We start from the raw sequence: 26,092 nt of genomic DNA on the forward strand, positions 1-26,092 counted from the left end.
GACTTGCATGTGTAAAGCATGCCGCCAGCGTTCAATCTGAGCCAGGATCAAACTCTTTAGTTTAATCGCTAAGCTAGTACTTACTGGCTTACTTTATTCAGAGCAACCATCGCTGGTTACTCCTTACCAATGCAAGCACTTGTTTCGCTTCCGAATCAAGCACTCACACTCATCGACTGTATTTTTTTAAAGATCGTTTCGCTGCTTCTGCATCACTTCGTTTCCGTGTGTGCTGCAGCGAGAGACCGAAATATACGCACCCCACTCACACAGGTCAACACCTGATTCACAACAAAAGCCACAAAATCCACTAAGCCATTGATTTATATAAAATCAAAAAGGAGCTCAATCATACTCCTTGTAGAATCACAAACCGCCCTCATCTGATAGCATATCTATTTAACGACTTTAAGGACCCAAAATGGCCCATGTTTTAATGTACAGCACCGGGGTCTGCCCTTACTGCGTAATGGCTGAACGTTTATTGAATAAAAAAGGCATTACAGAAATTGAAAAGGTGCGTATTGATTTAAACCCTGAGCGCCGTGATGAGATGATGACCCGTACAGGCCGCCGTACCGTGCCGCAAATTTATATTGGCGAGCATCATGTGGGTGGTTTTGATGATTTAGCTGCGCTGGATCATGCTGGCGGGCTGGATGCTTTATTAGCCGCGTAATACAATCACGCCAAGACAGACGGTAGTCATCTGCGCACGATTCGTGCGATGATTTCGCCTCACGTTTTACCCCACCTATATAAATAGAAGATAAGGATTTGCCATGAGCGAACAGAACCAAGAGCTTCAGCCCGTTTTTGCCATTCAAAAACTGTATGTAAAAGACATTTCGCTTGAATCCCCAAACTCCCCTCAATCTTTCCTGGAACAAGCTGAGCCTGAATTCAATATTCAGTTCCGCAACCAGGCACGCAGCTTTGACAATGGCTTTTACGAAGTTTCACTGACTGTTACTGCACAGGCTACCGTTGAAGACCGCACCATTTTCCTGGTTGAAGTGACTCAAAACGGCTTATTTAATATCGAAAACGTACCAGCAGAAGAAATGGATCCGCTACTGGGCATTGGCTGCCCAAGCATTCTGTTCCCTTACCTGCGCGAAGCTGTTTCCGATTTAACAACACGCGCGGGCTTCCCTCCGCTAATGTTGCAACCTATCAATTTTGAAGCAATCTACTTGCAACAGCGTCAGCAAGCAGAAGAGCAGGCAGCAAATGCACAAACCACTCATTAAACTGAGTGTAATTGCTGCGTTGGTTTTATCTGCCAACGCAGCTTTTGCTCTTGAATACCGATCAGTTGCCCGGCATGGCGCTGTATTATCCGAAGCCCCCGGGGACGAAGCTAAAAAGCTGTTTTTAGCCAGCAAAGGAATGCCACTTGAGCTGCTTGCCGAACAGGGCGACTGGGCAAGAGTGCGGGACAAGGCTGGCAGCCTGGCTTGGCTCAGAAAAAAAGACCTGAGCACCAAACACACGGTACAAGTACTCAGAGACGCAACAATCTATAAAGCGGCCGATGCAAAATCAGCCATTATTTATCGCGCAGGCAAAGATTTGCTGCTCGATCTGCAAGAAAACACCCGCACTGGCTGGCTGAAAGTTAAGCATCGTGACGGTGCATCCGGGTTTATTCGTATTGAGGAAGTGTGGGGCGTATGAAATTAGCCGTATTGGGTGCAGGCTCCTGGGGTACTGCACTCGCCATTCGTTTTGCCGACCGCCATCAGGTAGCACTCTGGTCACGCGATGCAGAGCAAGTCAAAGAAATGCAGGCGACTCGCGCCAATCCCCGCTACTTAAGCGAGACTGTTTTTCCTGCATCACTCACCGTCACCCATGATCTGGCCCGCGCGGTAGCCGATGCAGAGCTGGTTTTAATTGTGACTCCGATGTCGGGTTTACGCAGCTCACTGAAAGCATTGCGTGATTTAAATTCCAAAGCTGCAGTACTGTGGGCCTGCAAAGGCCTTGAGGCCGGCACCATGCTGCTGCCTCATCAGGTAGCCAGACAAGAGCTGGCAGACGAAGTGCCGCGCGGCATGCTATCCGGCCCCAGTTTTGCTCAGGAAGTGGCCAAAGGCCTGCCTGCGGCAGTCACCATCGCCGCAAGTGATGCTCAATTTGCGCGCCATACCGTAGAAGAGCTGAATACTTCGGTACTGCGCCTTTATGCCAGCGACGATTTAATCGGTGTAGAAATTGGCGCCGCAGTTAAAAACGTCATTGCGATTGCGGCAGGTGTATGCGATGGCTTAAGCCTTGGCCTTAACGCCAGGGCGGCATTACTCACCCGGGGACTTGCTGAAATGGCGCGTTTTGCCGCAGCTTTGGGCGGTAAAACAGAAACCATGATGGGCCTCGCCGGGATTGGTGATTTAATGCTGACTGCAACGGGCGATCTGTCACGCAATCGCCGCGTGGGTTTATTGCTGGCACAAGGCTTAAGTCTGGACGATATCTTAAAGAATTTAGGCCATGTCGCTGAAGGCGTACCAACCGCACGCGAGGTACTGCGCCAGGCGAACGATTTGGGCATAGACATGCCGATTACCGCAGCTGTATGCAAGATGCTGTTTGAGCAAATGCCGGTACAAGATATTTTATCCGAGCTGATGGGGCGCAGCCCAAAAATGGAATCAGAAGCCTGATCCCTGCTGGCAACTAATTCAGCCTTGCGCCGGGCCGGAAAACGACAAAAGAGACCAAACGCCCAGCGCAGCGGGTGGAGCCTGAACGCCCCACCCGCTGACACAAAGCTTCTTTTGCCGGATTGTTACCCGGCAAGCCAGCAAACCCGCTAAGCCCGGCAATTATACTTTCATTATTTTGAGTGCGTTTTCATCAAACCGGGCCAAAGTGGGCAAGACCAGATAGCGATCAGAATCGGCCACACCAAACCATTTCGCCAGAGGCCAGGCCAGCTGTTCAACAGATAAATCAGGGATATAGCGCCCCTGCCCCACATCATCATTCCCGCCAATAACCGGCAGGGGAACCCGGCCAAAAATCTGCCCTCCAGCCACAGCACCACCCATCACAAAATGATGACTCGCCCAGCCATGGTCTGAGCCATCGCCATTACTGCTTAAAGTACGGCCAAACTCCGAGCCGGTAAAGGTGGTGACTTGATTTTGTAAACCCAGCTCGTTCAGCGCGCCATCAAAAGCCATCAGGGCATCATTCACGGTTTTAAGCAGGACGGGATGCTTAGCCAGCAATCCATCATGCAAATCAAAACCGCCCAGCTGCACCATAAACACCTGCCGCTTATTACCAAGCTGCCCGTTTACACTGATTAATTTAGCCACCATCTTCAGCGAATCAGCGAGAGCATTCCCGGCAGGAAACACCGTCGTTAAAACAGGCGCAGCCTTTAAGGCCGCGTCCAGCGTTGAAGACGTATTCAGACCACGCCGGGTTACTTTTACATACTCGTTTTCGAGATGATTACTTTTATCTGCCGTCATCATCCCTTTTAAATCACTGACAAATCCAGGCCCGAACACATAGCTTGAGCCCCATAACAGCAGCGGATTACCGCTCACCCCCACGCTAAAGCTTCTTGCCTCTTTGCCGCTCAGATAAAGCCCGACCCCGCCTACAGAGATACAACTGAGCGCGGCATTGCTATTACCACTTAAAAACAAGTCACCCACCCGGCCGCCCCAGCCCGAATCAGCCCCTTCTGCCATTGAAGACATCCAGTAGCTCTGCTGATCATTATGCGAAAACAATTTGGGCGGCAAAGGAACACTGCGATTCTGATACTGCAATTTAGTGGTTGGCTGAATCAGCGGCCCCATATTAGCCACCACCGCCAAACGGCCTGCCGCGTATAAAGACGACAATCCGGACAATTGCGGGGCCAGCGCCATTTGCCTGCCATCACTCAGGGCATTGGGCAGCGCACTCAACTGTGCCCGCGGCGTTGCCAATGTCTGGCGGATGGCCGCATAGGCATTGTAATTGGCCTGGTCATAGGGGATCAGCGTATTCTGATGATCATTCCCACCGGATAAAAATACGCATACCAGCGCTTTATAATCCCCCGGCATGGCTGCCGCAGCGGCTTCGCTGATGAGTGACAAATTAAATGCCATTGGAGCCGCAGCCCCCGTTGCCGCTAACATACCTGCGCGACGTAAGAACTCGCGACGTGAAAGATGCTTATCCATCGGAGTTCCTTATTTTAAAACCAGATATTCGGGGTTACTCAGCACCATTAACAAAGTCGCAATAACGCGATTTTGTTTTTGGACTTCAAGCTTCGCAGGATTGGGATCACTGAGAGCCAGCTTACTGACACTGGCTGCAATCGCAGATTTTACTTCCGCACTCAGCTGACCACAGGCAAATAAAAGATTAAAGCGCTCAACCAGCGCCGAAGGCTGGCCAGCCAGAGCTTTTTCCTCATTTAAAAAAAGCGACAGCCCTGTTTCTTTCTTATCATTCACGCTATTGCCATTGCTATCGTTGTATGTGCGTAAGGTGCTGTTTTCAGGTGCAGTCAGCAGGTTATACCAATAGTTAAGCTGAACAATGGTTGAAATCTCCGACACAATCTGCATTTCTGGTGCAACCAGGCCTTGCTTTGCAAGCTCGGAGCCTGGTGGTGCGTAACCTGGCCTGAAGAAATTAAAGACACTGGTCGCTCCCAATGGCCCCTGCCCCAGACGCCAGCCTGGATCAGTGGTGTTCCCCAACCGCCAAGCGCCATCCGGGCTTCTGTAATCCAGGGTTCTGATCAGCTGCACCAAACGGATCATGGGCTCACGATGCTTACCTGCAAATACATTACCATCCGGTGCCTGCCGGGCTTCAGGGTCCAGTAAAATGGCTGAGATCACGTTTTTCATGTCTCCCCTGCCGCTTGTTCCGTTCCCGTTAAAAGCGGCCGCCACTCTGGCAATATAAGCAGGGCTGGGATTACTGCATACAAAGCGCTGAATTAATTGCTTGCCAATAAATGGTCCTACATTGGGATGGTTAAATAATGTTGTTAAAGCCGTTTTAAGCGATTCATTACCATCAGTGCCTGCCGGAATAGTCACACCTAGAAAGCTCTTTTCTAAAACAGAATGGTTAGCGCTCTGCAAAGTCATTGGCTTTCTGGTTAATTCAATATCAGGATTAGGCACATTAAATTGCAAAGGAGCTGTCCAGCCGGTAAAAACACGGGCTAAATTAGAAACCGTATCGAGGTTGTAGGTTTCTACCGGAAGCCCCTTCGAATCCTTCTTTAGCGAGCCATCAATATTTAGCTCGTAAAGCCCGATCGTAAAAAGCTGCATCACTTCGCGTGCATAATTTTCATCCGGACGGCGGCCCTTATTGTCTTCTTTTAAATTGCCCAGCGTCCCCAGCATCCGCCCCATTGCCACGCTCAGCGTAACCTCACGCAGCAAATTATAAAAATTGCCAAAAGCATTTCTTTGCAGAATATCCATAAAATCAGCCATGATCAGCGATTTAACCGACCCCGGCACATCAACCCCTGCATAGCTGATCACAAAGATTTCAGACAACGCCAAAGTCATACGCTGCTGCAAAACATCACTGCCTGTGAGCATGCTTTGCCACAAAATATTGGGCAAAGCCTGCCAGTTTTGATAGGCAGGCAAATCTTTAATACGCAAATCATTGCCATAGGCCCAGCGGGAAGGGAGTGGCGCAGTCTTAAACTGCTGTGTAAGCCACGCTTCATAGCCAATTTCTTTCAGTGTATTGATTTCAGCCTGACGCCCGCCAAAGCCCGCCTGCGCCAAAAAGCGGGCCGCTTCTGCATCGCTCTGAGGTTTATTCACCGCAACAGGGGCTGGTGCAGATGCTGGCTCATCCTGTGAGCCACCGCAGGCAGCGAGCGCCAGACTGGCTGCAAGCACCGCCGCCAGCTCTGCATTTCCTGTTGAAGGTGCTGTCATTTCATCCGTTTCCACAATGCCTCTCACTCTGTTAAGTATTAGACTTTTCTTATACTAATGCCTGATTACACAAATACATGTGAAATAATGATGAATAGATATTTTTTATCCTTACGAATGCACTCCGGGATATTGCTCAGCCAGATTTCACACCCCGTAAACACAACAAAACATTCACACAAGCTGTCAAACCCTAGATTTAAGATAGACGCGTCCCGGTGTAAATAAGGCACTCTACCTTTACCGCTCATCGCCCGGACATCAAGCCTCTCCCGTTTTTTACAGCCCATTGAAGGCCAGCCAACAACGCCCTCTTTTTCGGTTACAATCAGCACTCACTTTTTTTCATCAATGCTTTGGGCAGGAGTTTGCAATATGTCGATGTCTGACCGCGATGGGTTGATCTGGTATGACGGTAAATTAGTACCGTGGCGCGATGCGACCACACACGTGTTAACCCATACCCTGCATTACGGCATGGGCGTGTTTGAAGGTGTACGCGCTTACGAAACCCCAAAGGGCACCGCGATCTTTCGCCTGCACGACCACACAGAGCGCTTGTTTAACTCGGCTAAAATTTTTCAGATGAAAATCCCGTTCAGCTTTGAAGAAGTCTTCGAAGCGCAAAAAACGGTGGTTCGCGAAAACAAACTGGCCTCCTGCTACCTGCGCCCGCTGGCTTTTGTTGGCTCAGAAAAACTTGGCATTGCCGCAACGGGCAACTCGATTAATGTCATCGTTGCCGCCTGGCCATGGGGTGCTTACCTGGGCACAGAAGGCCTGGAAAAAGGCATTCGCGTCAAAGTATCCAGCTTTACCCGCCATCATGTGAATGTATCCATGGTGCGGGCCAAAGCCAGCGGCTATTACATCAACTCCATTCTGGCGCATCAGGAAGCCGCGGCAGATGGCTATGATGAAGCCATGCTGCTTGATACCGAAGGCTATGTATCTGAAGGCGCGGGCGAAAACTTATTTATTGTGAAAAAAGGCAAGCTCTATACGCCCGATGTATCAAGCTGCCTGGATGGTATTACCCGCAGCACCGTCATCACGCTGGCGAAGGAAGAAGGCTTCGAAGTGATCGAAAAACGCATCACCCGCGATGAAGTCTATACCGCAGATGAAGCATTCTTTACCGGCACCGCTGCTGAAGTTACACCGATCCGCGAGCTGGATAACCGCCCGATTGGCACTGGCAGCCGCGGCCCGGTTACTGAACGCTTACAAAAACGCTATTTTGACTGTGTGAAAGGCTTAGATCCTAAACACGAAGACTGGCTTACACTGATTTAATATTTAAAGCAGAGGGTGGACTTTATCCACCCTCTTAGTCCAGGGTGATGCAATCACCCCGTATTTGAAAGAGAAAATCCATGGAACTGAAAGAAAATACCCAGCGTGAAATTGAAGTGCTCGCCAGTGATTTACCCCTGCATTGCCCGATGCCAAATATGCTGAGCTGGAACTCACACCCGCGCGTGTTTTTACCTGTTGCAAAAAACGGCGAAGCACTTTGCCCTTACTGTGGCACGCACTACCGCCTGAAAGCGGGTGAGGTTGTAAAAGGCCATTAATTAAGGGCAGGCTTACCTGCCGTTTTACCCTGTGTGATAAACACGCTGTGGCGGGTACCCCCCGCCCTGTGCACGGATGAATTGGCTTGGCATCCGCCAGAAATAAGCGCCAGTTCGTCCCTCCTGAGCTTATGAAAAAAATTCTGATTATTGCCCCGGCGTGGGTTGGCGACGCCATCATGGCCCAGCCGCTTTACCGACGCCTGCATCAGCGCCATCCCGGCCTGATACTGGATGTACTTGCCCCAGCCTGGACACGCCCTCTGCACGCCCGCATGCCTGAAGTAAGCGAATCATTTGACACCCCTTTTGGCCATGGCGAGCTAAAGCTGGGCACGCGCTGGACTTTAGCGCGGCAAATGAAAAAACGCGGCTACGATCAGGTGATTGTGCTGCCTAATTCACTTAAATCTGCGCTGCTGCCGCTCTTTAGCGGCATCAGGATTCGTACCGGCTGGGTGGGCGAATCCCGCTATGGTTTTTTAAATGACACCCGTGTACTTGATCCGCTGGCTTTGCCACAAATGGTCGAGCGCTTTGCCGCACTGGCCGAAGATGCCGGCCAGCCGATTGCCCGTCCGGTGCCCCATCCGCATTTAGTGGTAAACGATCAGGACCGTGCCGCCAGCGCAGCCAAATTAGGCTTTGATGCCTGCAAGCCGATGATTGCACTTTGCCCCGGCGCAGAATATGGCCCGGCAAAACGCTGGCCGGGCAGCCATATGGCTGCCCTTGCCCAAACCCTGCTAAGCCGTGGCTTTCAGGTATGTATTTTTGGTTCGAATAAAGACCGGGAAATTGCTGACGAGATTCTGGCTGGCGCGCCCGAAGTGATTGACTACTGCGGCAAAACCTCGCTGGCCGAAGCCATCGATATGATGTCGCTTGCACGCGCCGTGGTCAGTAATGATTCTGGCTTAATGCATGTGGCCGCCGCACTGGAGCGCCCTCTGGTAGCGATTTACGGCTCCAGCTCGCCCGAATTCACACCGCCATTATCGGCCAATGCAAAAATCGTGACTTTAGATCTGGAATGCAGCCCCTGCTTTGAGCGTGTCTGCCCGCTCAAACATATGAATTGCCTGAATCAGCTCGAACCAGACAAAGTACTGGCCGCCCTGGAAAAACTACTGAACTGATATCCCACCTTTTAAACGGAAGGCTCCATGGAATACCTCGATCTTGCCCCTATCGCCCGCGTAAACGGCACCGTAGCGCTGCCCGGCTCCAAAAGCATTTCAAACCGCACTCTGCTGCTTGCCGCACTGGCGCAAAGCACCACAACCGTAAAAGGCCTGCTGGCTGCAGACGATATCCATTACATGCTTGAAGCACTGAAAGCATTAGGGATTAAATGGGAGCAGATTGGCGATAGCCGTGATTTTATTGTGCACGGCGCAGCTGGGGCGTTTCCGATTAAAACAGCAGAATTATTCCTGGGTAATGCAGGCACAGCTTTTCGCCCGCTGACCGCCGCCCTGGCACTCAGCCAGGGCCATTACACCCTCAGCGGTGTGGCCCGTATGCACGAACGCCCGATTGGCGATCTGGTCAACGCACTGCGTGAAGCAGGTGCTGATATTGCCTGCACCGGCGTGGAAGGCTACCCGCCTCTGGCGATTAAACCTGCCAGATTCAACGGGCAAACGATCAAAGTCAAAGGCAATGTCTCCAGCCAGTTTTTAACCGCGCTCTTAATGGCCCTGCCGCTCACCGGCCAGGCGGTGAGCATCGAAGTAATCGGTGAATTAATCTCCAAACCCTATATCGATATCACGCTTAAACTGATGGCCAAATTTGGCGTAAAGGTTGAGCAAAACGGCTGGAGCAGCTTTAGCATTGCCGCTGGCCAAACTTACCAAAGCCCCGGCATCATCGAAGTAGAAGGCGATGCCTCATCGGCTTCATACTTTTTAGCCGCAGGTGCAATGGGCGGCGGCAAGGTACGCGTCACCGGCATGGGCAGCGACAGCATTCAGGGCGATAAGCGCTTTGCCGAAGCGCTGGCTTTAATGGGCGCAGAAATCACATGGGGCAGTAATTTTATTGAAGCAGCCCCCCCCAAGAGCGGCCAGTTAACCGGCATAGATGCGGATATGAACCATATTCCCGATGCCGCCATGACCCTTGCAGTGGCTGCACTCTTTGCCAAAGGCCCGACCACACTCAGAAATATCGCCAGCTGGCGCGTTAAAGAAACCGACCGCCTGAGCGCCATGGCCACAGAGCTGCGTAAAGTAGGTGCAAGTGTGATTGAGGGAGAAGATTTTATTACCGTCACACCACCTGAATCACTGATTGCAGGCGCAGCAATTGATACTTACGACGATCACCGCATGGCGATGTGTTTCTCGCTGGTGGCTGTTAAAGGCGTAGCGGTTCAGATTAACGATCCGCAATGCACTGCCAAGACTTTCCCAACTTACTTTGAAGAGCTGGCCAAGATTTCCGCATAAGGCCGGCAAACTGCAGGCAATCCATTTTTAACCAGCCATTAAAATGGATTGCCAATTACTGATAGCGCTCTATCAGCTTTTTCAAAACATGCTGTGCTTGTAAAGCCACAATCGCCTTATTGACCTCAGCCACAGTCACCTGTCCGGACCGGGAAACCGCACACTGCCCCTTAAAACTGCGCAGCACTGTAAACGGATGCAATGGCGTCTTAAACTGCCCCTGCTTTTGCAGATATTCCAGCTCAAACTGATTAATCACCATATGCTGCACCCGTCCAGCCGTCATTTTTCGCAAATTGTGACGCATGCTGGGCGCATCATCACGCAAAAAATGCGCGCCTAATGCTTGATCAAGGTCTGAATACACATAACCCAGTACCGTACCAATCCGCACATTTGCAAAGCCATCCAGCGAGGCCGGCTTGTTTGCTTTTTGATCACTGATCAGCAACTCGGCATTGGGAATAAACGGCGTGCTCCAGTCAAAATTTCCGGGCAGCCAGACAGGCAGGTAATTACACAGCACATCTGCCCCGCCACTTTCAATGGCATGCACTAAACGCTTACGCGGCAAAAGCACAAACTGGGCTTTGCGCCCCATTTGCGCAGCCAGTGCCTGGCCAAGATCAAAATAGAGACCTGCACTCAGCTGGTTATTGCTGACCTCTGCCCATGGCATGGAATCGCCATCTAAAACCAGAACCTTTAAATCCGCCGCCTGCAGCAGAAAAGGAGTGCCGCATAAAAAAGCAAATAGTAAGTGACGGCAAAACATACTGAGCTTCAACCATAGAATGGTGTGAGTAAGAAAAGACGGAGGCATTCAGGCCGAATCATAGCACCTTACTTATATTTTACTGAAGCTATCCGAAAGCAAATTTTGATCCAACTCAGAACAGCGGCGCAATCAAAGCAGCATAATTTAAATCCATTCAGTGATACATTTCGCTACTTAATCTGTCTGGCCCCAGCACCCGTGTTTGTGCTATCTTTCGCCCTTCTTTACAACATGAGCATTACCTGTGGACTGTTATAGTCAGCGATTACACGTTAATTTCATTCAGGTAAGGTAAGCTCTACTGCTGCCTTGCCATTCTGGCGGGCAGCGGATTTTGTCTGGATCAGGACAAACTCTTCTCCCAATATTTCTTATTCACCCATGCTCCGGGCATGGGTGATGAACTTCGCATGCACTTTGCATTGAGAAGGACAGGCATGGCTTTTGCCTGCCCGGGAGTTGCTTATGTTCGAGCTTTTCACCCCCAAAACCCACCGTGACAGCGGCCCAAACCGCTGGGACTGGGTATTACTGCCCTTAGTGCTGGCCGTACTTTTTCTATTAGCCTTTGCAGCCATGCAAATGAGCCGTCCGTTTATCGTCGGTGAATCGCTGCAAATATCGCTTGATCCGGTTTATCTGCCCTACTATCTGCTGCGCACGATTTTGCGGATGTTCACTGCGATGGCTTTTTCCCTGCTGTTTAGCCTGGTTTTCGCCGCAATTGCCGCAAAATACCGCAGCGCCGAAAAAGCCATGATTCCAATGCTGGATGTATTGCAATCTGTACCCATCCTGGGCTTTCAAGCTATTGCGATCGCCCCGTTTATTGCGCTGTTTCCAGGCAATTTGCTGGGTGTTGAATGCGCGGCCATATTCGCTATTTTTTCATCCCAGGCCTGGAATATGGCATTCAGCCTGTTTCAATCCTTTCGCACTGTCCCAGCTGAGCTGAATGAAGCCTCGCGTATTTTCCAGCTGTCAGGCTGGCAGCGTTTCTGGAGGCTGGAACTGCCCTATGCAATGCCTGGCTTGCTTTGGAATATGATGATGTCGATGTCCGGCGGCTGGTTTTTCCTGGTTGCTGCCGAGGCGATTTCTGTAGCAAATCAAGATATTAAGCTTCCCGGAATTGGCTCTTATATTGCTGTCGCGATTGAGCAAAGCAATGGTGTGGCGATTGCCTGGGCGATTGGCGCGATGCTGTCCGGCATCTTGCTGTATGACCAGTTATTCTTTCGCCCCCTGCTGGCGTGGGCAGATAAATTTCGATTTGAAGAGTCACAAGGTGAAACGGCCCAACAATCATGGCTGCTCGACTGGTTAAGACGCAGCCGCTGGATGCATGCATTCACCACACAAATTTGGGCTCTGTTACGGCTGACGCTGAGCTGGTTTAGTGTGCGTCATCCTCAGTTGCAGCAAAGAAAACACAAGATAGCAAACCCTGTATGGCCAAAGGTATGGGATGCCGCGCTCGTCTTACTGGCAATCACCGCAATCTGGCAGATGGCGGTGTTTATTCATGGGGCAGTGGGCTGGAAAGAAGTAGCCCATGTGTTTGGCCTTGGCCTGATCACCCTGACCCGCGTCATGCTGCTGATTGCTCTCGCCTCGCTGATCTGGGTGCCTATTGCCGTCTGGATTGGTCTTCGCCCTCATTATTCGCAAAAAGTGCAGGCACTGGCACAATTTCTGGCGGCTTTTCCCGTGAATCTGATGTTCCCTTTAGTCGTACTGGCTTTAGTGACATTTAAGCTGACGCCCAATATCTGGCTCTCACCTTTAATGGTTTTTGGTACGCAGTGGTACATCCTGTTCAATGTCGTGGCTGGCGCATCGGCTATTCCTAATGAGCTGCGGCTGGCTGCGGATAATCTGGGCGTCAATGGCTGGCTGAAGTGGAAACGGATTTATTTGCCCGCTATTTTCCCCAGCTATGTCACAGGCGCAATTACCGCCAGCGGAGGTTCGTGGAATGCCAGCATTGTGGCGGAATATGTGAGCTGGGGAAAAACAACGCTCGTGGCCGACGGGCTGGGCAGCTACATCAAGCAAATGACCGAAACAGGTGATTTTCACCGGATTGCCCTGGGGATCGGTGTGATGTGCATTTTTGTAATGACGCTTAACCGTTTCTTTTGGCGCAAGCTCTATGTGCTTGCAGATAAACGCTAAACCTCCGCATAAAGCTTAATAAGCAGGTCAGACTATGAACGCATTAATTCACCTGAAAAATGTTGCCAAATCCTTTCGTGCATCCGATGGCAGTGATCGTACCGTACTTGATAACGTCGATTTCTCGCTCAACGATGGAGAAATTGTCGCCTTGCTGGGCAAATCTGGCTCAGGAAAATCAACCCTGCTGCGTATTATGGCGGGCCTGATTCCTGCGGATCAGGGCATCTGTGAATACCGAGAGAACCCCATTTACGGCCCGGTCAGAGGCGTAGCCATGGTATTCCAGTCATTTGCACTGTTTCCATGGTTAACCGTGCAGCAAAATGTTGAGCTGGGGCTGGAGGCACAAGGCGTGCCGGCGCGCGAGCGTGAACAGCGCGCTGATGAAGTGCTTGAGCTGATTGGCCTCGCGGGGTTTGGCGGTGCATTACCGCGGGAGCTTTCTGGCGGGATGAAACAGCGGGTCGGGATAGCCCGTGCCCTGGTCACCAACCCGGATGTTTTACTGATGGACGAAGCGTTCTCTGCCCTGGATGTGCTGACGGGTGAAACACTCAGAAACGATATGCTTGATCTGTGGAAAGAAAAACGCATCTCAACTCGGGCCATCCTGGTGGTATCTCACAATATTGAAGAAGCCGTGATGATGGCGGACCGGGTTATTATTTTCTCCAGCAATCCCGGACGAATTCGCAGTGAGCTGAAAATAGACCTGCCACGCCCGCGCAATGCCGATTCGGCAGAGATCCGCGCTTTAGTCGATGAAGTTTATGCCTTGATGACCATCAGAACAGCGACTGAGCCGGATTCAGGCAAGCCCGTAACAACAAGCTACTGCCACCCTGAAGCAGGCATCGGGCTGATTGAGGGCGTAATTGATTTGTTAGCAGACACACCGTTTTATGGTCGTGCTGATTTACCCAAACTCAGTGAAGAAATTGGCCTTTCCGATGAAGAAACATTCCCGGCCTATGAAGCACTTACCTTATTAGGGCTGGCACACATTGAAGCGGGCGATATTACCCTGACCAGCATTGGCCATCGCTATGCAAAGGCAGAACAATCGGTCAGGCAGATTATTTTTGGCCAGCAACTGCTCGCTCATGTCTCGCTCGCCAAACATATCCGGCAAATGTTAGAAGATAGTGCCTCAGGTGAAATGACAGAGGAGCCGGTTCTTGAGCTGCTGGAAGAATCAATGGATGCAGACCAGGCACATGCCGTACTCAGAACCGCGATTGAATGGAGCCGCTATGGTGAAATTTTTGATTACGACTATCATACAGGGCGTTTAAAACTCCCTGAAGACGACTCAGACAACTAATCATGAGCGGGGCTTAATCCAGCCGGAGATAAAGCCCCTTAAGATACAAAATAAACCGCTCACATAAAGCACACTGCCCCACCATCTGATGAATGGATTCAAACCATTTAAAAATTGGCGGTCATTCACTTTATTGAATTTTCGGAGTAAATGATTTGTTAATTAACTGTGCAGCCTATCAAAACGGCAAGAAAATCGCCGATATTCCAAAGCCTGAAATCAGTGATTACATTGAGCAGCCCGATTCTTTTGTCTGGGTGGCATTGCGCGACCCGGAGCCGGCTGAGCTGGAAGAAATGCGCGAAGAATTCGGGCTGCACGAGCTGGCTGTAGAAGATGTGCAAAAAGGCCATCAGATGCCCAAGATTGAGGAATACGGGCAAACCTTATTTGTTGTATTACATCTGTTGGAACTGGATGCCGATGCAACCATTCAGCTTGGTGAAGTCGGCATTTTTGTCGGGCCTAACTATGTGCTTTCAATTCGCAACCGCTCACAAATTAATTTTCTGAATGTACGGGAGCGATGCGAACAAGAACCCCATTTACTGGTTCATGGGGCGGGTTTTGTATTGTATGCATTGATGGATGCCGTAATTGACCGCTACTTCCCGATTATTCACTCTCTTGAAATTGAGCTGGAAAACATTGAAGCCAGAATATTCTCCGGCGGATCAAGCACACGCGAAAGTATTGAGGAAATCTACAAATTAAAACGCAAACTGATGCGGGTGCAGCATAGCATCACCCCCCTTCATGAGGCCGTAACCCGCCTGCACGGTGGCCGTGTTCCGCAGGTTTGCAGCCAATTGCAAGAGTATTACCGTGATCTGGACGATCACCTTGGCCGTATCACTCATACGATTGAAGGGATTCGGGATATGCTTAATACAGCAATTCAAGTCAACTTATCCATGATTTCACTGAGCGAATCAGCGGTCACCAAAAAACTCGCAGCCTGGGCTGCATTGTTTGCAGTGCCAACCATGATTGCCGGGGTATATGGCATGAATTTTGAGCATATGCCCGAGCTGAAGTGGGGATTAGGATATCCATCCGCTTTAGTATTGATGGTGATACTGGATATTGGCTTGTGGCTTTACTTCAGGCGCGCGGGCTGGCTGGGCAGCAGTGATGAGATGATCAAAATTAAAGATTAATCAGCACCTCCCCACTCTGCCATGATGAATTCATCTTTACTAAACAACCCGCCATATTATTTAGTAGCAAAATCCATAGCCTCAAGAAAAAGCCTTGTTTTTCCATCCGGAAAAACAAGGCTTTTTTACACACAGCGGGCAGTATTTTTATGGCATTCAGCTTAAAACACCCGCCAAATTCAAAAAATAAGCAAAACACAGCGCTCAAGGCATTCCGCCCCGGGTGGCTATACAAAAACACTCTGTTTTAATTTTTTAATGCCCTGCGCGTTTTTTATGCCCCGCTTTTTTATGAGCGGGCCGTTTATGTGCAGACTGTTTATGCACGGTCTTGTGCTTGTGCCCTGAAACCTTCTTTGCATGCTGAACGCCAGCAGCTTTTTTATGAGTCACAACGCGGTTTTTTTTGTTTTTTTGCCGGGTGCTCGTGGCAACCTGTTGCTTGCCCCTGTGTTTTTTAGTCACACCAGCCTGTGTTTTTTTATTCTTACGGGCTGCTGCATGTTTATGGCGGCCAGATTGCACTGCGGGCCGTGCGGCTGGTGAATGCAATACCGTTTTATTTGCAACAGGTACACGCTGAATTGCAGGTGCGGCTGAGGGCACGTCAAAGGGCAAAGGAGCATCTTCAGCCTGAGCACTAAAAGGCAGTAATGCTGCACAAAGCAAAATAGGGAAAAAAACACGCATGAACATCTCGTCAGCCAGGAAATAAACAGCTGCAAGTATACCGGATTCACCCCTTTTCTAACGCCCGCCCAAGTCAATTAAATAGCAACCACAACAACACGCTACGTAATACCAATTACAGCGTAATTGGCCGCTTTTAGCCAGAATGAGCCCCGTATTTGAAACGCGGACATGCAGTTGATCAAAAAACATCTCACTGAAACTCCTCCCCGGCGCCACTTTCTTTAAGAACAATAAGTTAGCTTAAATTAGCAGAATATTGTGCCAAATTGCTTTAGGTCATCAAAATAAAACAAAGCTTAAATTAATCATCAAACAGGTGCCCGTAGTCATTGACACCACGACTACAACTGCTACTATCCGCAAACCTTACAACAACAAATGAAGATACCACTTCATAGCAAAACAGACGGGCAATAAGCCCGCAAACCTTTTTAAACCTGATCTGCGCTGCTGCTCATCCCGGGCACAGCCAACAGACTTTATTTTGGATGGAGCAAGAGACAATGAAAGCAAAGATCCAAATCACGGCGCTTTTAGCCGCGATGTTTATGAGCGCCTCTCTGATGGCGGCCGACTGGAGCGCCAGCAGCACCTACACTGCTGGCGCAACCGCAAGCTACAATGGCCAAACTTGGAAAGCCAAGTGGTGGACCCAGGGAAATGTGCCAGGCGCAGAGCAATGGGGCCCGTGGGAATTAGTCAATACCGTACCTACATCAGTACCAAGCCCGGTGCCGACTAAAGTACCGACGCCTGCCCCAAGCCCTGTACCAACCGCCGTCCCCACAAAAGTACCAACTCCAGCACCGACTCCTGTGCCGACAAAAGTGCCGACACCGGCTCCAACGCCTGTGCCTACAGCCGTACCAACACCCACTCCGGGAACCATCGCCTGCAAAGCCGCCTGGGTATCCAGCAGCAGCTATGCCGGTGGCAGTGTTGTGAGCTATGCAAATCACAACTACACAGCCAAATGGTGGGTTAATGCGGCCGAAGAGCCTGGCAAGAGCGCCACATGGACCGATAGCGGTGCATGCACAGGCAGTGGTGGTGGCAGCGGCGGTGGCACAACGCCTCCGCCAGATGGCGTACCAACGCTGAGCCAGGCTCTGGCCCGCGAAGCCGAGCTGACTAATAACGACTTCTTCCGCAAGGTAAAAGCATCGGTACGTACTGCCAGCAACACCATAGTCGATGCAGTTGCCCCTGGCAAAAGCGATAATCCGCTGAATGTAAAACGGGTTGAAGCGCTCGTACCTGAGCAAAAGTTTCAATACTATTTCTCAGTGCGTCATCCAAGCTATACCTATCAGCGCTTCCTGCAAGCCATCGCCAAATTCCCGGGCATTTGTGACGATTACAGCGATGGCCGCAATGCAGACCAAATCTGCCGCCGCTCGCTCGCTACTATGTTTGCTCACTTTGCCCAGGAAACCGGCGGCCATAGCGTTACCCAATACGGCATTGATGAATGGCGTCAGGCGCTGGTGCATGTACGTGAAATGGGTTGCACCGAAACCGGCACAGGCTGCGGCTACAACACTGAATGTACCGATCCGGTCTTTAACGGCGTATGGACCTGCGGCAAGAACGCTGACGGCAGCTTTAAAAAGTATTATGGCCGTGGCGCTAAACAACTTTCTTACAACTACAACTACGGCCCCTTCTCGCAAGTGATGTTTAGTGGCGATCAGACCAAACTTTTAAATGATCCTGATCAGGTTGCTGAAAGCTGGTTGAATATGGCCTCCGCCACCTTCTTCTTTGTGTATCCACAGCCACCAAAACCATCGATGCTGCACGTGATCGACGGTACATGGGTGCCTAATGCACAAGATAAGGCACGTGGCCTGGGTAATGATTTCCCAACCACCATTCAAATTATTAACGCCGAATGCCAGGATGCCACCCTCAAACCAGCGGCTAAAAACCGCATCGACTACTACACCGAGTTTGCACGTGATTTAGGCTGGGACATCAAGCAAGAATCGATGAACTGCACCAATATGCAGCGCTTCGAAAAAGGCAGCTCCGCCGCCTACCCTATTTTCTGGGAAAAAACCTGGAGTGCGGGGCAGGATAATCAGTGCCAGCTGGTCGATTACCAAACCCCATACAACGCACTGATCGAAGGCAATTATGTGAAGTGCGTGGAAAAAAACTGGAATGTGAAACTGAAATAAACGCCAGCGTTTTATTCCATACATTCAAACTTAAAAGCCCCTGCTGATGCAGGGGCTTTTTTTATCAGGTACAAATCAGCCTGGCAAACAAAGCCAAGCTTTGATCAAGCCACGCTCAGCCCGCCTAAAGCTTAAATTTGGCCGCCTCCAGAGTCAGCTCGCGCGCCAGCTCATCAAGGCTGCGTACCTGCTCATGGGCAGCCTGAACGGATGCATCGGATTCTTCCACCATCTGGGCGATGCGCTCCACATTGCCAGCAATACTGTTACTCACCTGGCTTTGCTCCTGAGTGGCGTTAGCCACATCGCGCGTCTTTTCTAAAGTAACCCTGGCCATGCCATTTATTTCACGCAATGCAGCAGCCGCTTTTTCTACCAGGTCTACCCCCTGAGCCACCTGTGATTGCACTAAATCCATTGAGCCTGCTGCGATATCCGTATCGTCCTGCACGGCGCGAATTGTACGGGTAATATCTTGCGTTGCACCGCTGGTACGCTCAGCTAATTTACGCACTTCATCGGCGACTACTGCAAAGCCCCGGCCCTGCTCACCCGCACGTGCCGCCTCAATTGCGGCATTAAGCGCCAGCAAATTGGTCTGATCTGCAATTTCTTTAATTACCGCACTCATACTGTCAATTTCGCGTGAACGATCAACCAGACCACGAATCAACTCTGCTGCAGAGCTGATATCACCCGAAATACGGCGAATCTCGTCTGCGGCATGCTGGGCCATTTTTTCACCCTCAGTCGCCAGCTCTGCAGCCTGATGTGAATTAAGCTCAGTTTCCCTGGCGCTGGATGAAATATGGCTGATGCTGACCGTCATTTCTTCAATAGCTGCGGCGGTGGATGACGTCGCCTCCGAAGTCATCTGGCTGCCCCGGCTGATCTGTGCCGTTTCTTTATTTAATTGCTCAGATGCATTGGCCAAAGTAGACGAGGCCTGATTAAAGCGCCTGACCATATCATGCAAACCCTGCTGCATGGAGCGCATAGACCCGATTAAGCTATGATTGCCTGCCCTGGTATCAATCCGTTGTGATAAATCACCATTTGCAATACTGAGTGCAATATCCGCCGCATCCTGCGGCTCACCGCCTAATTGCCCCAGAATACTGCGCATTGTTGCCATGGCTAAAGCGCCCATCACGGCAAGAATAACAGCAACAGCCACCAGCATTTTAATTGCGCTGTTCCAGAATAAACGGTCAATATCGTCCAGATAAAAACCGGTCCCCGGAATCCAGCCCCATGGCTCAAACTGAATAACACCATTTAATTTTGGATATGGCGTTTTATCCTCGCTACCGGGGCGGGCGGTAAAAGTTAATGCAAACGCTTTACCATCTTTGCTTTGAGCCAGGCCATCACGAATCACCTGAACGGCTGTTCTGCCATCCGGCGATTTTGCGCCCTGATCCGGTTTACCCACTCGCTTGGGATCGATATGAAATACAAAGGTATCATCGGTCATGCTGCGAATAAAAAAATAAGTATTACCCGCTCTTTGCGAAGCCAATGCCTCTATAGCCCGGTTTTGTGCCTCCTCACGGCTGAGCTTGCCACTGGCTTCCAGCTCCTGATAATGCGTCAGCTGGGCTTTTGCCAAATCCAGCAGCTGAACAATTTGCGCCCGGCGCTCCTGCATCATACTTTGACGCAACTGATATAAGCCTCCGGCCCCCATAATCATGATGCCGGACAAAGCAGCAATCACAATAATCCAGATCCGTGTTCTGAGTTTCATTATCTGTACTTCCATTAGTTAAACACATCAATGCACAAATGATTCTGAAGAAAAAATCAGGCCGCCAACATAACGATAGCCAAAATGAAACAACATGCTTATGTTTTTTTACAAAAGAGCAAATAAACTTAAAACATGGCCAATTCCTCAACACACAAAAGCTGCCCCCCTGTCGAACATTAAAAACAAACCATAAGAAATACAATAATAAAAAACCCTGGTTATTTTAATTTATCATCCGTAAAAACAGATCAGCCCGTTTAAATAAAACCATGCAAATTTAATTAAACACAAAGAATTAAAAAAATATAAAACTTCATTACAATAAAAAACCACCAGGAAAAGTACTCAATTCAATAAATAAAATATTTATTCATGGCAAAGAAAAAGGATAAATGGCCCTCACATTGATTACACAGCGCAACAAAGCCGCTAAGCAAACCAGGGCAAAGGTCTTAAAAGCGGCATAGCCAAAGAGAGCTGAACGACGGGCTGATCTGTGCAACGGCAACCTGTCATCAAAAGTATTGTTTGGTAGCGATCAGGCCAGGCTCATGAATGATCCTGATCATGTGGCAGAACAAGCCCCCGATGAAAATTCAGAGAGGGCTTTTTATTTAACAATATTGCTACACCATGCGGGCAGACTTAAGTGCCACCACCATCCCCAACAATGAAAACATCACCAATAAACCAAAACACGCAGGATATGCCTGATGTACAGGCAGCCCTTTCAAAATAATAACTAACAGGGCCAATGCCATAGCACCACTACTGTACTGAGCAGTCACCATTAAAGCACTGGCCGACCCCTGCTGAGTCTCTGACACGCCTTCAATGCCCACAGCAAACTTCGATGTATAAATCAGGCCATGGCCCAAACCGCTCATCACCAATGCAGGAAATGTGTATCGCCAGTAGTCGTTTACATGAGTACTCAGCGCCAGCAGCAACAAGCCCGCAGCACCTAAAAAAAATCCATACGCCAGCACATGCTTTGCAGCAAGCCTGCCAATCCAGCGCCCGGCCAGGATATTGCCCAAAATAATCGTCAGAGACAGTGGTAAAAACAATAAACCAGTGCTTAGCACATCATAGCCATACACCTCCTGCAGCAGCAGAGTCACCATATAAAACTCCGTGCCCACGCCTGCCATATATAGCGCACTGGCCATACACCCAATCTTTAAATTGGGTATTGCCCATAGCACGGGGGAAATCAAAGGGGCAGCTGAGCGCACTTCAGTCGCATAAAAAGCCAGCAATAAGCCCACTGACCCGAGCAGTAAATATGGAATGGAAAAATGCTGATAACCAAACTCAGCGATAACTGTAAGCAACAATACACCCCCCAGAACCGCAGCAGTACCCAAAGCGGAAGCAAACAGCGGAATCCGGCCTGAAAACAGGGAAGGCAAAGCGGCAGGAAACACCCTGTTCGCCGCGAGTAAGCAAACCAGCGCCACAGGTACATTAATCAAAAATATCAGTGGCCATGACAGCGTTGCCAATACTCCGCCCAGCACCACACCGGCGACCAAACCCGATGCCCCCACAGCCCCCCAGACAGACAATGCCCGGGCACGCTCTGCCCCTTCTGCAAAGCTCAGAGCAATCAGGGCAATAATTGCAGGCTGCAATGCAGCTGCAGCGATACCCTGCACCCCTCTTGCCAGCAGCAAAAACACCCCTGATAAGGCAAAACCACCTAAAAGTGAGGCTGCGGCAAACAGGGCCATTGCCCGTATAAAAACAACTGCAGCACCAAAGCGATCACAAAGCCGCCCGCCCACAAGTAAAAACCCGGCAAACATCAGGCCATAAGACGATACAAGCCATTGAGCAAGACTTTGATCCATCTGTAAATGCCGTGCAATTTCAGGCAGGGCCACATAAACAATTGAATAATCCAGCGCAATCATAAACTGCGCCAAAGAGAGCACAGCAAGACATATATTTCTGCTGCGATTCATTCCGACGGCGAGACTCGTTTCCATTTTATCCTTTTAGCCTGACCGGCCAATCACCAATTAGTAAGTTAAAAATAAGATTCACGTTACAAAACTGAATTTACATTGTTTTTATTTTTAAGATAATCTAGGTAATTGGAAACGAATTGTAGCGAAAAGGTTGACGATCTAATGGAGTACATGGCAGCGATACCAATCTACGTGGCCGTCGTAGAATGTGGCAGCTTTTCAGCCGCGGCAACACGTTTGGGGCTGACCAAATCAGCAGTCAGCAAGCGTATTCAGCAGCTGGAAGCCCAACTGGGCACTCGCTTGCTGCAACGTACGACTCGCAGCCAAAGCCTGACTGAAGCAGGGGAAAGCTACTATGATTACGCCCGCCAGGCGTTAGCACTTGCCCGCGAAGGAGAGGATTTTATCGCCGGCCTGCAGCAAAAACCCCAAGGCTTACTGCGCATCAGCGTGCCCATGGCATTTGGGCGACTGCACCTGTCCCCGCTTGTGCCTGCTTTTTTACAAGCCTGCCCGGCGATACAACTGGATATGGTGATGGACGATCAGATGGTCGATCTGATTGAAGGTGGTTTTGATCTTGCCATCCGGATTGGCCACCTGCCCGAATCCCAAATGATTGCCCGGCGAATCGCCCCTTGTAAAAGCGTGCTCTGTGCTTCGCCCGCTTATCTGGCGCAGTATGGCCATCCGCTGCAACCGCTTGATCTGCTTAAGCACAACTGCATTCAGTATTCTTATTACCGGGGAGGAACCGAATGGATTTTTGCTGGCCCGGCAGGTGCAAATAAAGTGCTGCCACGTGGCAATTACCATGTAAATAACAGCGAAGCACTAAGGGATGCACTGCTGGCAGGCGTTGGCATTTGTCATATGCCAACCTTTGTAGTCGGAGCCGATCTGGCTGCGGGCAGCTTAGTTACTTTACTCGACGACTACCCGCTGCCACGCTATGCCATCTACGCCGTATTTCCTGAACGCAAACACGTACCGGCAAAAGTGCGGGCTTTTCTGGATTTTATTGACCGGCAACAGTGGCAAGACACCCCATACTGGGATAATGCTTCCGACCAAAAATTGTTTTGATAAAGCCATTCGCCACCGTAAATATGACAAACACCAGACAAAGCAAAACTATTACCACATGTTTTAAATCCCACACGGCATAAGCGCGTTTCGCTTAGAATCCTGCCCTCTCGTCCGTGCGCGCCTCAAAGAGCCGCCGCCATTGGCCGCCAGATCAGATATTGTTATTAAGCAGGCCGCGCAGGATCTCTGCACAGAGCTGCGCCCCGCACTTCTTAGCGATCAACCCGCAGCCCGCCAGACACCGAACACGATTAATTATTTAGGAAACACCAATATGGCCCCGCAAGAAATTTCTCTGGATGTATTACTGGAAAAGTACGCCAAGGGCGAAGAAGCCTCGATTAGCGACGTGCAGACGCGCGTTGCCAGCGCTTTGGCCAGCGTAGAGCAGCCTGATTTTAAAGCTTACTTTGAAGAGAAGTTTTTATGGGCGCAGCAAAATGGTTTTGTACCGGCTGGCCGGATTAACTCTGCCGCGGGTATGGATTTACACGCCACGCTGATCAACTGCTTTGTGCAGCCCGTGGGCGATTCGGTTTCTGGCAGCACCGATGGCAAGCCAAGCATCTATACCGCGCTTTCTGATGCGGCAGAAACCATGCGCCGTGGTGGTGGTGTGGGCTACGATTTCTCGACGATTCGCCCTAAAGATTCGCTGGTGCGCGGCACACGCTCCCGCGCTTCCGGCCCGGTTTCCTTTATGCAGGTGTTTAATGCATCGTGCTCAACAGTTGAATCTGCTGGTGCGCGGCGCGGCGCGCAGATGGGTGTTTTGCGTGGCGATCACCCGGATATCCTGGAATTTATCCGCTCTAAAGATCAGGGCGGGCTGACTAATTTTAATATCTCGATCGGGGTCACCGACGAGTTTATGGAAGCCGTAAACCAGGACAAAGACTTCTGCCTCGTGCACAAAGCCGAGCCTGGCCCGGAAAAAATCGCGGCGGGTGCTTATCTGCGTGAAGATGGCCTTTGGGTACACCAAACCATCCGCGCACGTACGCTTTGGGATGAGGTGATGAAATCCACCTACGATCACGCAGAGCCGGGCATCTTGTTTTTATCCCGCATGAATGCAGATAACAATCTGTATTACTGCGAAACCATCGAAGCCACCAACCCCTGTGCCGAGCAGCCTTTGCCGGATTACGGCTGCTGCTGCCTGGGCTCGGTTAACCTCACCCGCTTTGTAAAATCGCCTTTTTCCAGCGATGTGAGCTTTGATTTTGAAGGCTTTCAGGAGGTCGTCAGCATTGGTATCCGCATGCTGGATAATGTGCTGGAAGCCACCGCATGGCCGCTGCCACAGCAAAAAGCCGAAGCCATGTCCAAACGCCGTATTGGCTTGGGCTATTTAGGCCTGGGCAGCACGCTGGTGATGATGGGCCTGCGCTACGATTCTGATGCAGGCCGTGCACTGGCACAAAAAATATCTGAGGTGATGCGCGATGCGGCTTATCTGGCATCGGTGGATTTAGCCAAAGAAAAAGGCGCATTCACCCTGTTTGACAGCAATAAATACCTTGCAGGTAACTTTGCTAAACGCCTGCCTAAGGCGATTCGTGCGGCGATTGCCAAGCATGGCCTGCGCAACTCGCATCTCTTGTCGATTGCGCCCACCGGCACCATTACGCTGGCCTTTGCAGACAACGCCTCTAATGGTATCGAGCCAGCCTTCTCATGGGTGTATAACCGCAAAAAACGCATGAGCGATGGCACCACGCAAACTTATGAAGTGGCTGATCACGCATGGCGCCTGTACCGCCATATGGGCAACGATGTATCGGATGCCAGCAAACTGCCTGCGCCCTTTGTGACTGCGCTGAATATGTCGGCCAGCGATCATATGAAGATGCTGGAAGTGGTGCAGCCCTTTATTGATTCAGCGATTTCTAAAACGGTGAATGTGCCTGCTGAATATCCTTACGCAGATTTCCAGAATCTGTATATGGATGCATGGCGTGCGGGCCTGAAGGGCCTTGCAACTTATCGTCCGAACAGCATTTTGGGCAGCGTATTGTCGGTTGCCAGCGAAGCGCCTGCAGCGGCAGAAGCCGAGGTGGTGCCGGATGATGATTTACTGCGCAAGCAGTTTGACCGCCGCCCGAATGGCGATCTGGAATCAGTAACTTCCAAGATCGTGTATATGACGTACGAAGGCAAAAAAGTGGTTTACCTCACCGTCAGCTTTATCCATATCACCGGCATGGTGGGCGGCGAGCTGGTGACGATTGAGCGCCCGTTTGAATTCTTTATGCCAGCCAGCCAAAAAAGCGAAGATCAGCAGTGGATCACCGCCAGCATGCGGCTGTTATCCATGGCGGCCCGCTCGGGTGGCTCGATTGCTAAATCGCTGGCCGATATGCGCGAAGTTATTTGGGGCAAGGGCACTGTCCGTTGTGGCATGATTAATAAGGAAGACGGCACGCAAGCGCCTTTATTCCACGAATCTGAAGTGGCTGCGATTGGCTATGCCCTGCAGCAAATTCTGACCAAACGGGGCTTTCTGGATGCATCCGGCAATCAGGTTCCAACCAAACTGCTGGCCGAGCGATTCAAAAACAAGCATATGACTTATATGATTGATGAAAGCCATTATGAAGCGCCTCTGGCACCGGTCAGCCCGATCGCCACCGGCAAAAAATGCCCCGAATGCGGTGCCTATGCCTTACAAAAAGTAGACGGCTGCAGCCGCTGCGTATCCTGCGGCTTTGTTGGAGCGTGTGGTTGATTTAGTTTTTGTAAGCAATAAAAAGCCCGCTATTTGCCCGTAAAGGCGTAAATAGCGGGCTTTTTTTCGTCCTGGATTTTAAATTTCAAACATGCATATTCATCATACAAAACGCTGCTCTTGAAACACTTCTGCAGCCCAAAATGCAGTTTTTTATTAACAAAATAAACAATATGCATATGCTCTGGTTCAAACGGGCTTTAAGCGTTATCAACAAAAAAATCTGGTTTGCCGCCATTCGCCTTC

At 50.4% G+C, this 26,092-nt stretch carries 21 protein-coding genes and 1 rRNA gene; 14 read left to right on the plus strand and 8 right to left on the minus strand.

Translation table 11 applies throughout. The annotated features are described in order from the left end of the window. Window positions 1-63: ribosomal RNA gene (locus tag HA050_RS00005) — 16S ribosomal RNA — on the minus strand; the annotation flags it as partial. 358 nt (window positions 64-421) lie between these two features. On the opposite strand from HA050_RS00005, the gene grxC reads away from it, so the two are divergent. The 4 genes from grxC (at window position 422) to HA050_RS00025 (ending at window position 2,669) form a co-directional block, all read left to right on the plus strand. After that, on the plus strand, window positions 422-679 hold the full coding sequence (gene grxC, locus HA050_RS00010; protein ID WP_115226100.1) for a glutaredoxin 3: 258 nt from the start codon (window positions 422-424) through the stop codon (window positions 677-679). A gap of 103 nt (window positions 680-782) precedes the next feature. Next, a complete protein-coding gene (secB, locus tag HA050_RS00015; protein ID WP_099399757.1) occupies window positions 783-1,253 on the plus strand; it encodes a protein-export chaperone SecB in 471 nt (156 codons plus the stop codon). Beyond that, on the plus strand, window positions 1,234-1,680 hold the full coding sequence (locus tag HA050_RS00020) for an SH3 domain-containing protein (protein ID WP_166820547.1): 447 nt from the start codon (window positions 1,234-1,236) through the stop codon (window positions 1,678-1,680). Before secB ends, HA050_RS00020 begins: the two co-directional genes overlap by 20 nt. After that, complete coding sequence (locus tag HA050_RS00025; protein WP_166820549.1) at window positions 1,677-2,669, plus strand: NAD(P)H-dependent glycerol-3-phosphate dehydrogenase; 993 nt, start codon at window positions 1,677-1,679, stop codon at window positions 2,667-2,669. The genes HA050_RS00020 and HA050_RS00025 overlap by 4 nt, the downstream gene beginning before the upstream one ends. Window positions 2,670-2,831: 162 nt before the next feature. Here HA050_RS00025 and HA050_RS00030 read toward each other — a convergent pair whose 3' ends face one another. The 3 genes from HA050_RS00030 to HA050_RS00040 form a co-directional block, all read right to left on the minus strand. Then, a complete protein-coding gene (locus tag HA050_RS00030) occupies window positions 2,832-4,196 on the minus strand; it encodes a DUF1501 domain-containing protein (protein ID WP_166820551.1) in 1,365 nt (454 codons plus the stop codon). Between the two features lie 9 nt (window positions 4,197-4,205). After that, window positions 4,206-5,942, minus strand: a complete 1,737-nt coding sequence (locus tag HA050_RS00035) for a DUF1800 domain-containing protein (protein ID WP_166820553.1) — start codon at window positions 5,940-5,942, stop codon at window positions 4,206-4,208. A 65-nt stretch (window positions 5,943-6,007) separates the two neighbouring features. After that, entirely contained in the window at window positions 6,008-6,277 is a 270-nt protein-coding gene (locus HA050_RS00040) for a hypothetical protein (RefSeq protein WP_166820555.1), read from the minus strand. Window positions 6,278-6,317: 40 nt separating this feature from the next. On the opposite strand from HA050_RS00040, the gene HA050_RS00045 reads away from it, so the two are divergent. From HA050_RS00045 to aroA, 4 genes are all read left to right on the plus strand, one after another. After that, window positions 6,318-7,238 carry a branched-chain amino acid transaminase gene (locus HA050_RS00045; RefSeq protein WP_166820557.1) on the plus strand — a complete coding sequence of 307 codons (921 nt, stop codon included), beginning with the start codon at window positions 6,318-6,320 and terminating at the stop codon, window positions 7,236-7,238. A gap of 80 nt (window positions 7,239-7,318) precedes the next feature. Further along, window positions 7,319-7,519 (plus strand): zinc-finger domain-containing protein, encoded by a 201-nt coding sequence (locus tag HA050_RS00050; RefSeq protein WP_046350861.1) that lies wholly within the window; start codon window positions 7,319-7,321, stop codon window positions 7,517-7,519. A gap of 131 nt (window positions 7,520-7,650) precedes the next feature. Beyond that, window positions 7,651-8,658 (plus strand): lipopolysaccharide heptosyltransferase II, encoded by a 1,008-nt coding sequence (gene waaF, locus HA050_RS00055; protein WP_166820559.1) that lies wholly within the window; start codon window positions 7,651-7,653, stop codon window positions 8,656-8,658. A gap of 27 nt (window positions 8,659-8,685) precedes the next feature. Continuing rightward, complete coding sequence (aroA, locus tag HA050_RS00060; RefSeq protein WP_166820561.1) at window positions 8,686-9,975, plus strand: 3-phosphoshikimate 1-carboxyvinyltransferase; 1,290 nt, start codon at window positions 8,686-8,688, stop codon at window positions 9,973-9,975. A 55-nt stretch (window positions 9,976-10,030) separates the two neighbouring features. Here the strand turns inward: aroA and HA050_RS00065 are convergent, their stop codons facing one another. After that, entirely contained in the window at window positions 10,031-10,750 is a 720-nt protein-coding gene (locus HA050_RS00065) for a substrate-binding periplasmic protein (RefSeq protein ID WP_166820563.1), read from the minus strand. A gap of 468 nt (window positions 10,751-11,218) precedes the next feature. Here HA050_RS00065 and HA050_RS00070 point away from each other — a divergent pair, with 468 nt between their 5' ends. The 3 genes from HA050_RS00070 to corA all read left to right on the plus strand — a co-directional run bounded on the left by HA050_RS00070 (window position 11,219) and on the right by corA (window position 15,418). Then, window positions 11,219-12,931 (plus strand): ABC transporter permease, encoded by a 1,713-nt coding sequence (locus HA050_RS00070; RefSeq protein WP_166820565.1) that lies wholly within the window; start codon window positions 11,219-11,221, stop codon window positions 12,929-12,931. A 34-nt stretch (window positions 12,932-12,965) separates the two neighbouring features. Then, window positions 12,966-14,258 carry an ABC transporter ATP-binding protein gene (locus tag HA050_RS00075; RefSeq protein ID WP_166820567.1) on the plus strand — a complete coding sequence of 431 codons (1,293 nt, stop codon included), beginning with the start codon at window positions 12,966-12,968 and terminating at the stop codon, window positions 14,256-14,258. Window positions 14,259-14,413: 155 nt separating this feature from the next. Further along, on the plus strand, window positions 14,414-15,418 hold the full coding sequence (gene corA, locus HA050_RS00080; protein WP_166820568.1) for a magnesium/cobalt transporter CorA: 1,005 nt from the start codon (window positions 14,414-14,416) through the stop codon (window positions 15,416-15,418). A 255-nt stretch (window positions 15,419-15,673) separates the two neighbouring features. Here corA and HA050_RS00085 read toward each other — a convergent pair whose 3' ends face one another. Then, complete coding sequence (locus HA050_RS00085) at window positions 15,674-16,108, minus strand: hypothetical protein (protein ID WP_166820570.1); 435 nt, start codon at window positions 16,106-16,108, stop codon at window positions 15,674-15,676. Between the two features lie 506 nt (window positions 16,109-16,614). On the opposite strand from HA050_RS00085, the gene HA050_RS00090 reads away from it, so the two are divergent. After that, complete coding sequence (locus tag HA050_RS00090; RefSeq protein WP_240928929.1) at window positions 16,615-18,294, plus strand: glycoside hydrolase family 19 protein; 1,680 nt, start codon at window positions 16,615-16,617, stop codon at window positions 18,292-18,294. A 124-nt stretch (window positions 18,295-18,418) separates the two neighbouring features. Here the strand turns inward: HA050_RS00090 and HA050_RS00095 are convergent, their stop codons facing one another. Both HA050_RS00095 and HA050_RS00100 read right to left on the minus strand, forming a co-directional pair. Next, window positions 18,419-20,044 carry a methyl-accepting chemotaxis protein gene (locus tag HA050_RS00095; protein ID WP_166820572.1) on the minus strand — a complete coding sequence of 542 codons (1,626 nt, stop codon included), beginning with the start codon at window positions 20,042-20,044 and terminating at the stop codon, window positions 18,419-18,421. 629 nt (window positions 20,045-20,673) lie between these two features. Then, window positions 20,674-22,041, minus strand: coding sequence for an MFS transporter (locus tag HA050_RS00100; protein WP_166820574.1), 1,368 nt, complete (start codon window positions 22,039-22,041; stop codon window positions 20,674-20,676). A 153-nt stretch (window positions 22,042-22,194) separates the two neighbouring features. Between HA050_RS00100 and HA050_RS00105 the strand changes: the two genes are divergently transcribed. Then, complete coding sequence (locus HA050_RS00105; protein ID WP_240928930.1) at window positions 22,195-23,112, plus strand: LysR family transcriptional regulator; 918 nt, start codon at window positions 22,195-22,197, stop codon at window positions 23,110-23,112. 142 nt (window positions 23,113-23,254) lie between these two features. Then, a complete protein-coding gene (locus HA050_RS00110; protein ID WP_240928931.1) occupies window positions 23,255-25,846 on the plus strand; it encodes an adenosylcobalamin-dependent ribonucleoside-diphosphate reductase in 2,592 nt (863 codons plus the stop codon). Window positions 25,847-26,092 lie beyond the last annotated feature (246 nt).

It is taken from the genome of Iodobacter violaceini, assembly GCF_011601265.1.
Taxonomy (GTDB): Bacteria; Pseudomonadota; Gammaproteobacteria; order Burkholderiales; family Chitinibacteraceae; genus Iodobacter; species Iodobacter violaceini.

Bases quoted from the DNA above. Each gene is read 5' to 3' on its own strand.
- grxC (WP_115226100.1), top strand. From the start codon at position 422: ATGGCCCATGTTTTAATGTACAGCACCGGGGTCTGCCCTTACTGCGTA.
- secB (WP_099399757.1), top strand. From the start codon at position 783: ATGAGCGAACAGAACCAAGAGCTTCAGCCCGTTTTTGCCATTCAAAAA.
- HA050_RS00020 (WP_166820547.1), top strand. From the start codon at position 1,234: ATGCACAAACCACTCATTAAACTGAGTGTAATTGCTGCGTTGGTTTTA.
- HA050_RS00025 (WP_166820549.1), top strand. From the start codon at position 1,677: ATGAAATTAGCCGTATTGGGTGCAGGCTCCTGGGGTACTGCACTCGCC.
- HA050_RS00030 (WP_166820551.1), bottom strand. From the start codon at position 4,196: ATGGATAAGCATCTTTCACGTCGCGAGTTCTTACGTCGCGCAGGTATG.
- HA050_RS00035 (WP_166820553.1), bottom strand. From the start codon at position 5,942: ATGACAGCACCTTCAACAGGAAATGCAGAGCTGGCGGCGGTGCTTGCA.
- HA050_RS00045 (WP_166820557.1), top strand. From the start codon at position 6,318: ATGTCGATGTCTGACCGCGATGGGTTGATCTGGTATGACGGTAAATTA.
- HA050_RS00050 (WP_046350861.1), top strand. From the start codon at position 7,319: ATGGAACTGAAAGAAAATACCCAGCGTGAAATTGAAGTGCTCGCCAGT.
- waaF (WP_166820559.1), top strand. From the start codon at position 7,651: ATGAAAAAAATTCTGATTATTGCCCCGGCGTGGGTTGGCGACGCCATC.
- aroA (WP_166820561.1), top strand. From the start codon at position 8,686: ATGGAATACCTCGATCTTGCCCCTATCGCCCGCGTAAACGGCACCGTA.
- HA050_RS00065 (WP_166820563.1), bottom strand. From the start codon at position 10,750: ATGTTTTGCCGTCACTTACTATTTGCTTTTTTATGCGGCACTCCTTTT.
- HA050_RS00070 (WP_166820565.1), top strand. From the start codon at position 11,219: ATGTTCGAGCTTTTCACCCCCAAAACCCACCGTGACAGCGGCCCAAAC.
- HA050_RS00075 (WP_166820567.1), top strand. From the start codon at position 12,966: ATGAACGCATTAATTCACCTGAAAAATGTTGCCAAATCCTTTCGTGCA.
- HA050_RS00085 (WP_166820570.1), bottom strand. From the start codon at position 16,108: ATGCGTGTTTTTTTCCCTATTTTGCTTTGTGCAGCATTACTGCCTTTT.
- HA050_RS00090 (WP_240928929.1), top strand. From the start codon at position 16,615: ATGAAAGCAAAGATCCAAATCACGGCGCTTTTAGCCGCGATGTTTATG.
- HA050_RS00095 (WP_166820572.1), bottom strand. From the start codon at position 20,044: ATGAAACTCAGAACACGGATCTGGATTATTGTGATTGCTGCTTTGTCC.
- HA050_RS00100 (WP_166820574.1), bottom strand. From the start codon at position 22,041: ATGGAAACGAGTCTCGCCGTCGGAATGAATCGCAGCAGAAATATATGT.
- HA050_RS00105 (WP_240928930.1), top strand. From the start codon at position 22,195: ATGGCAGCGATACCAATCTACGTGGCCGTCGTAGAATGTGGCAGCTTT.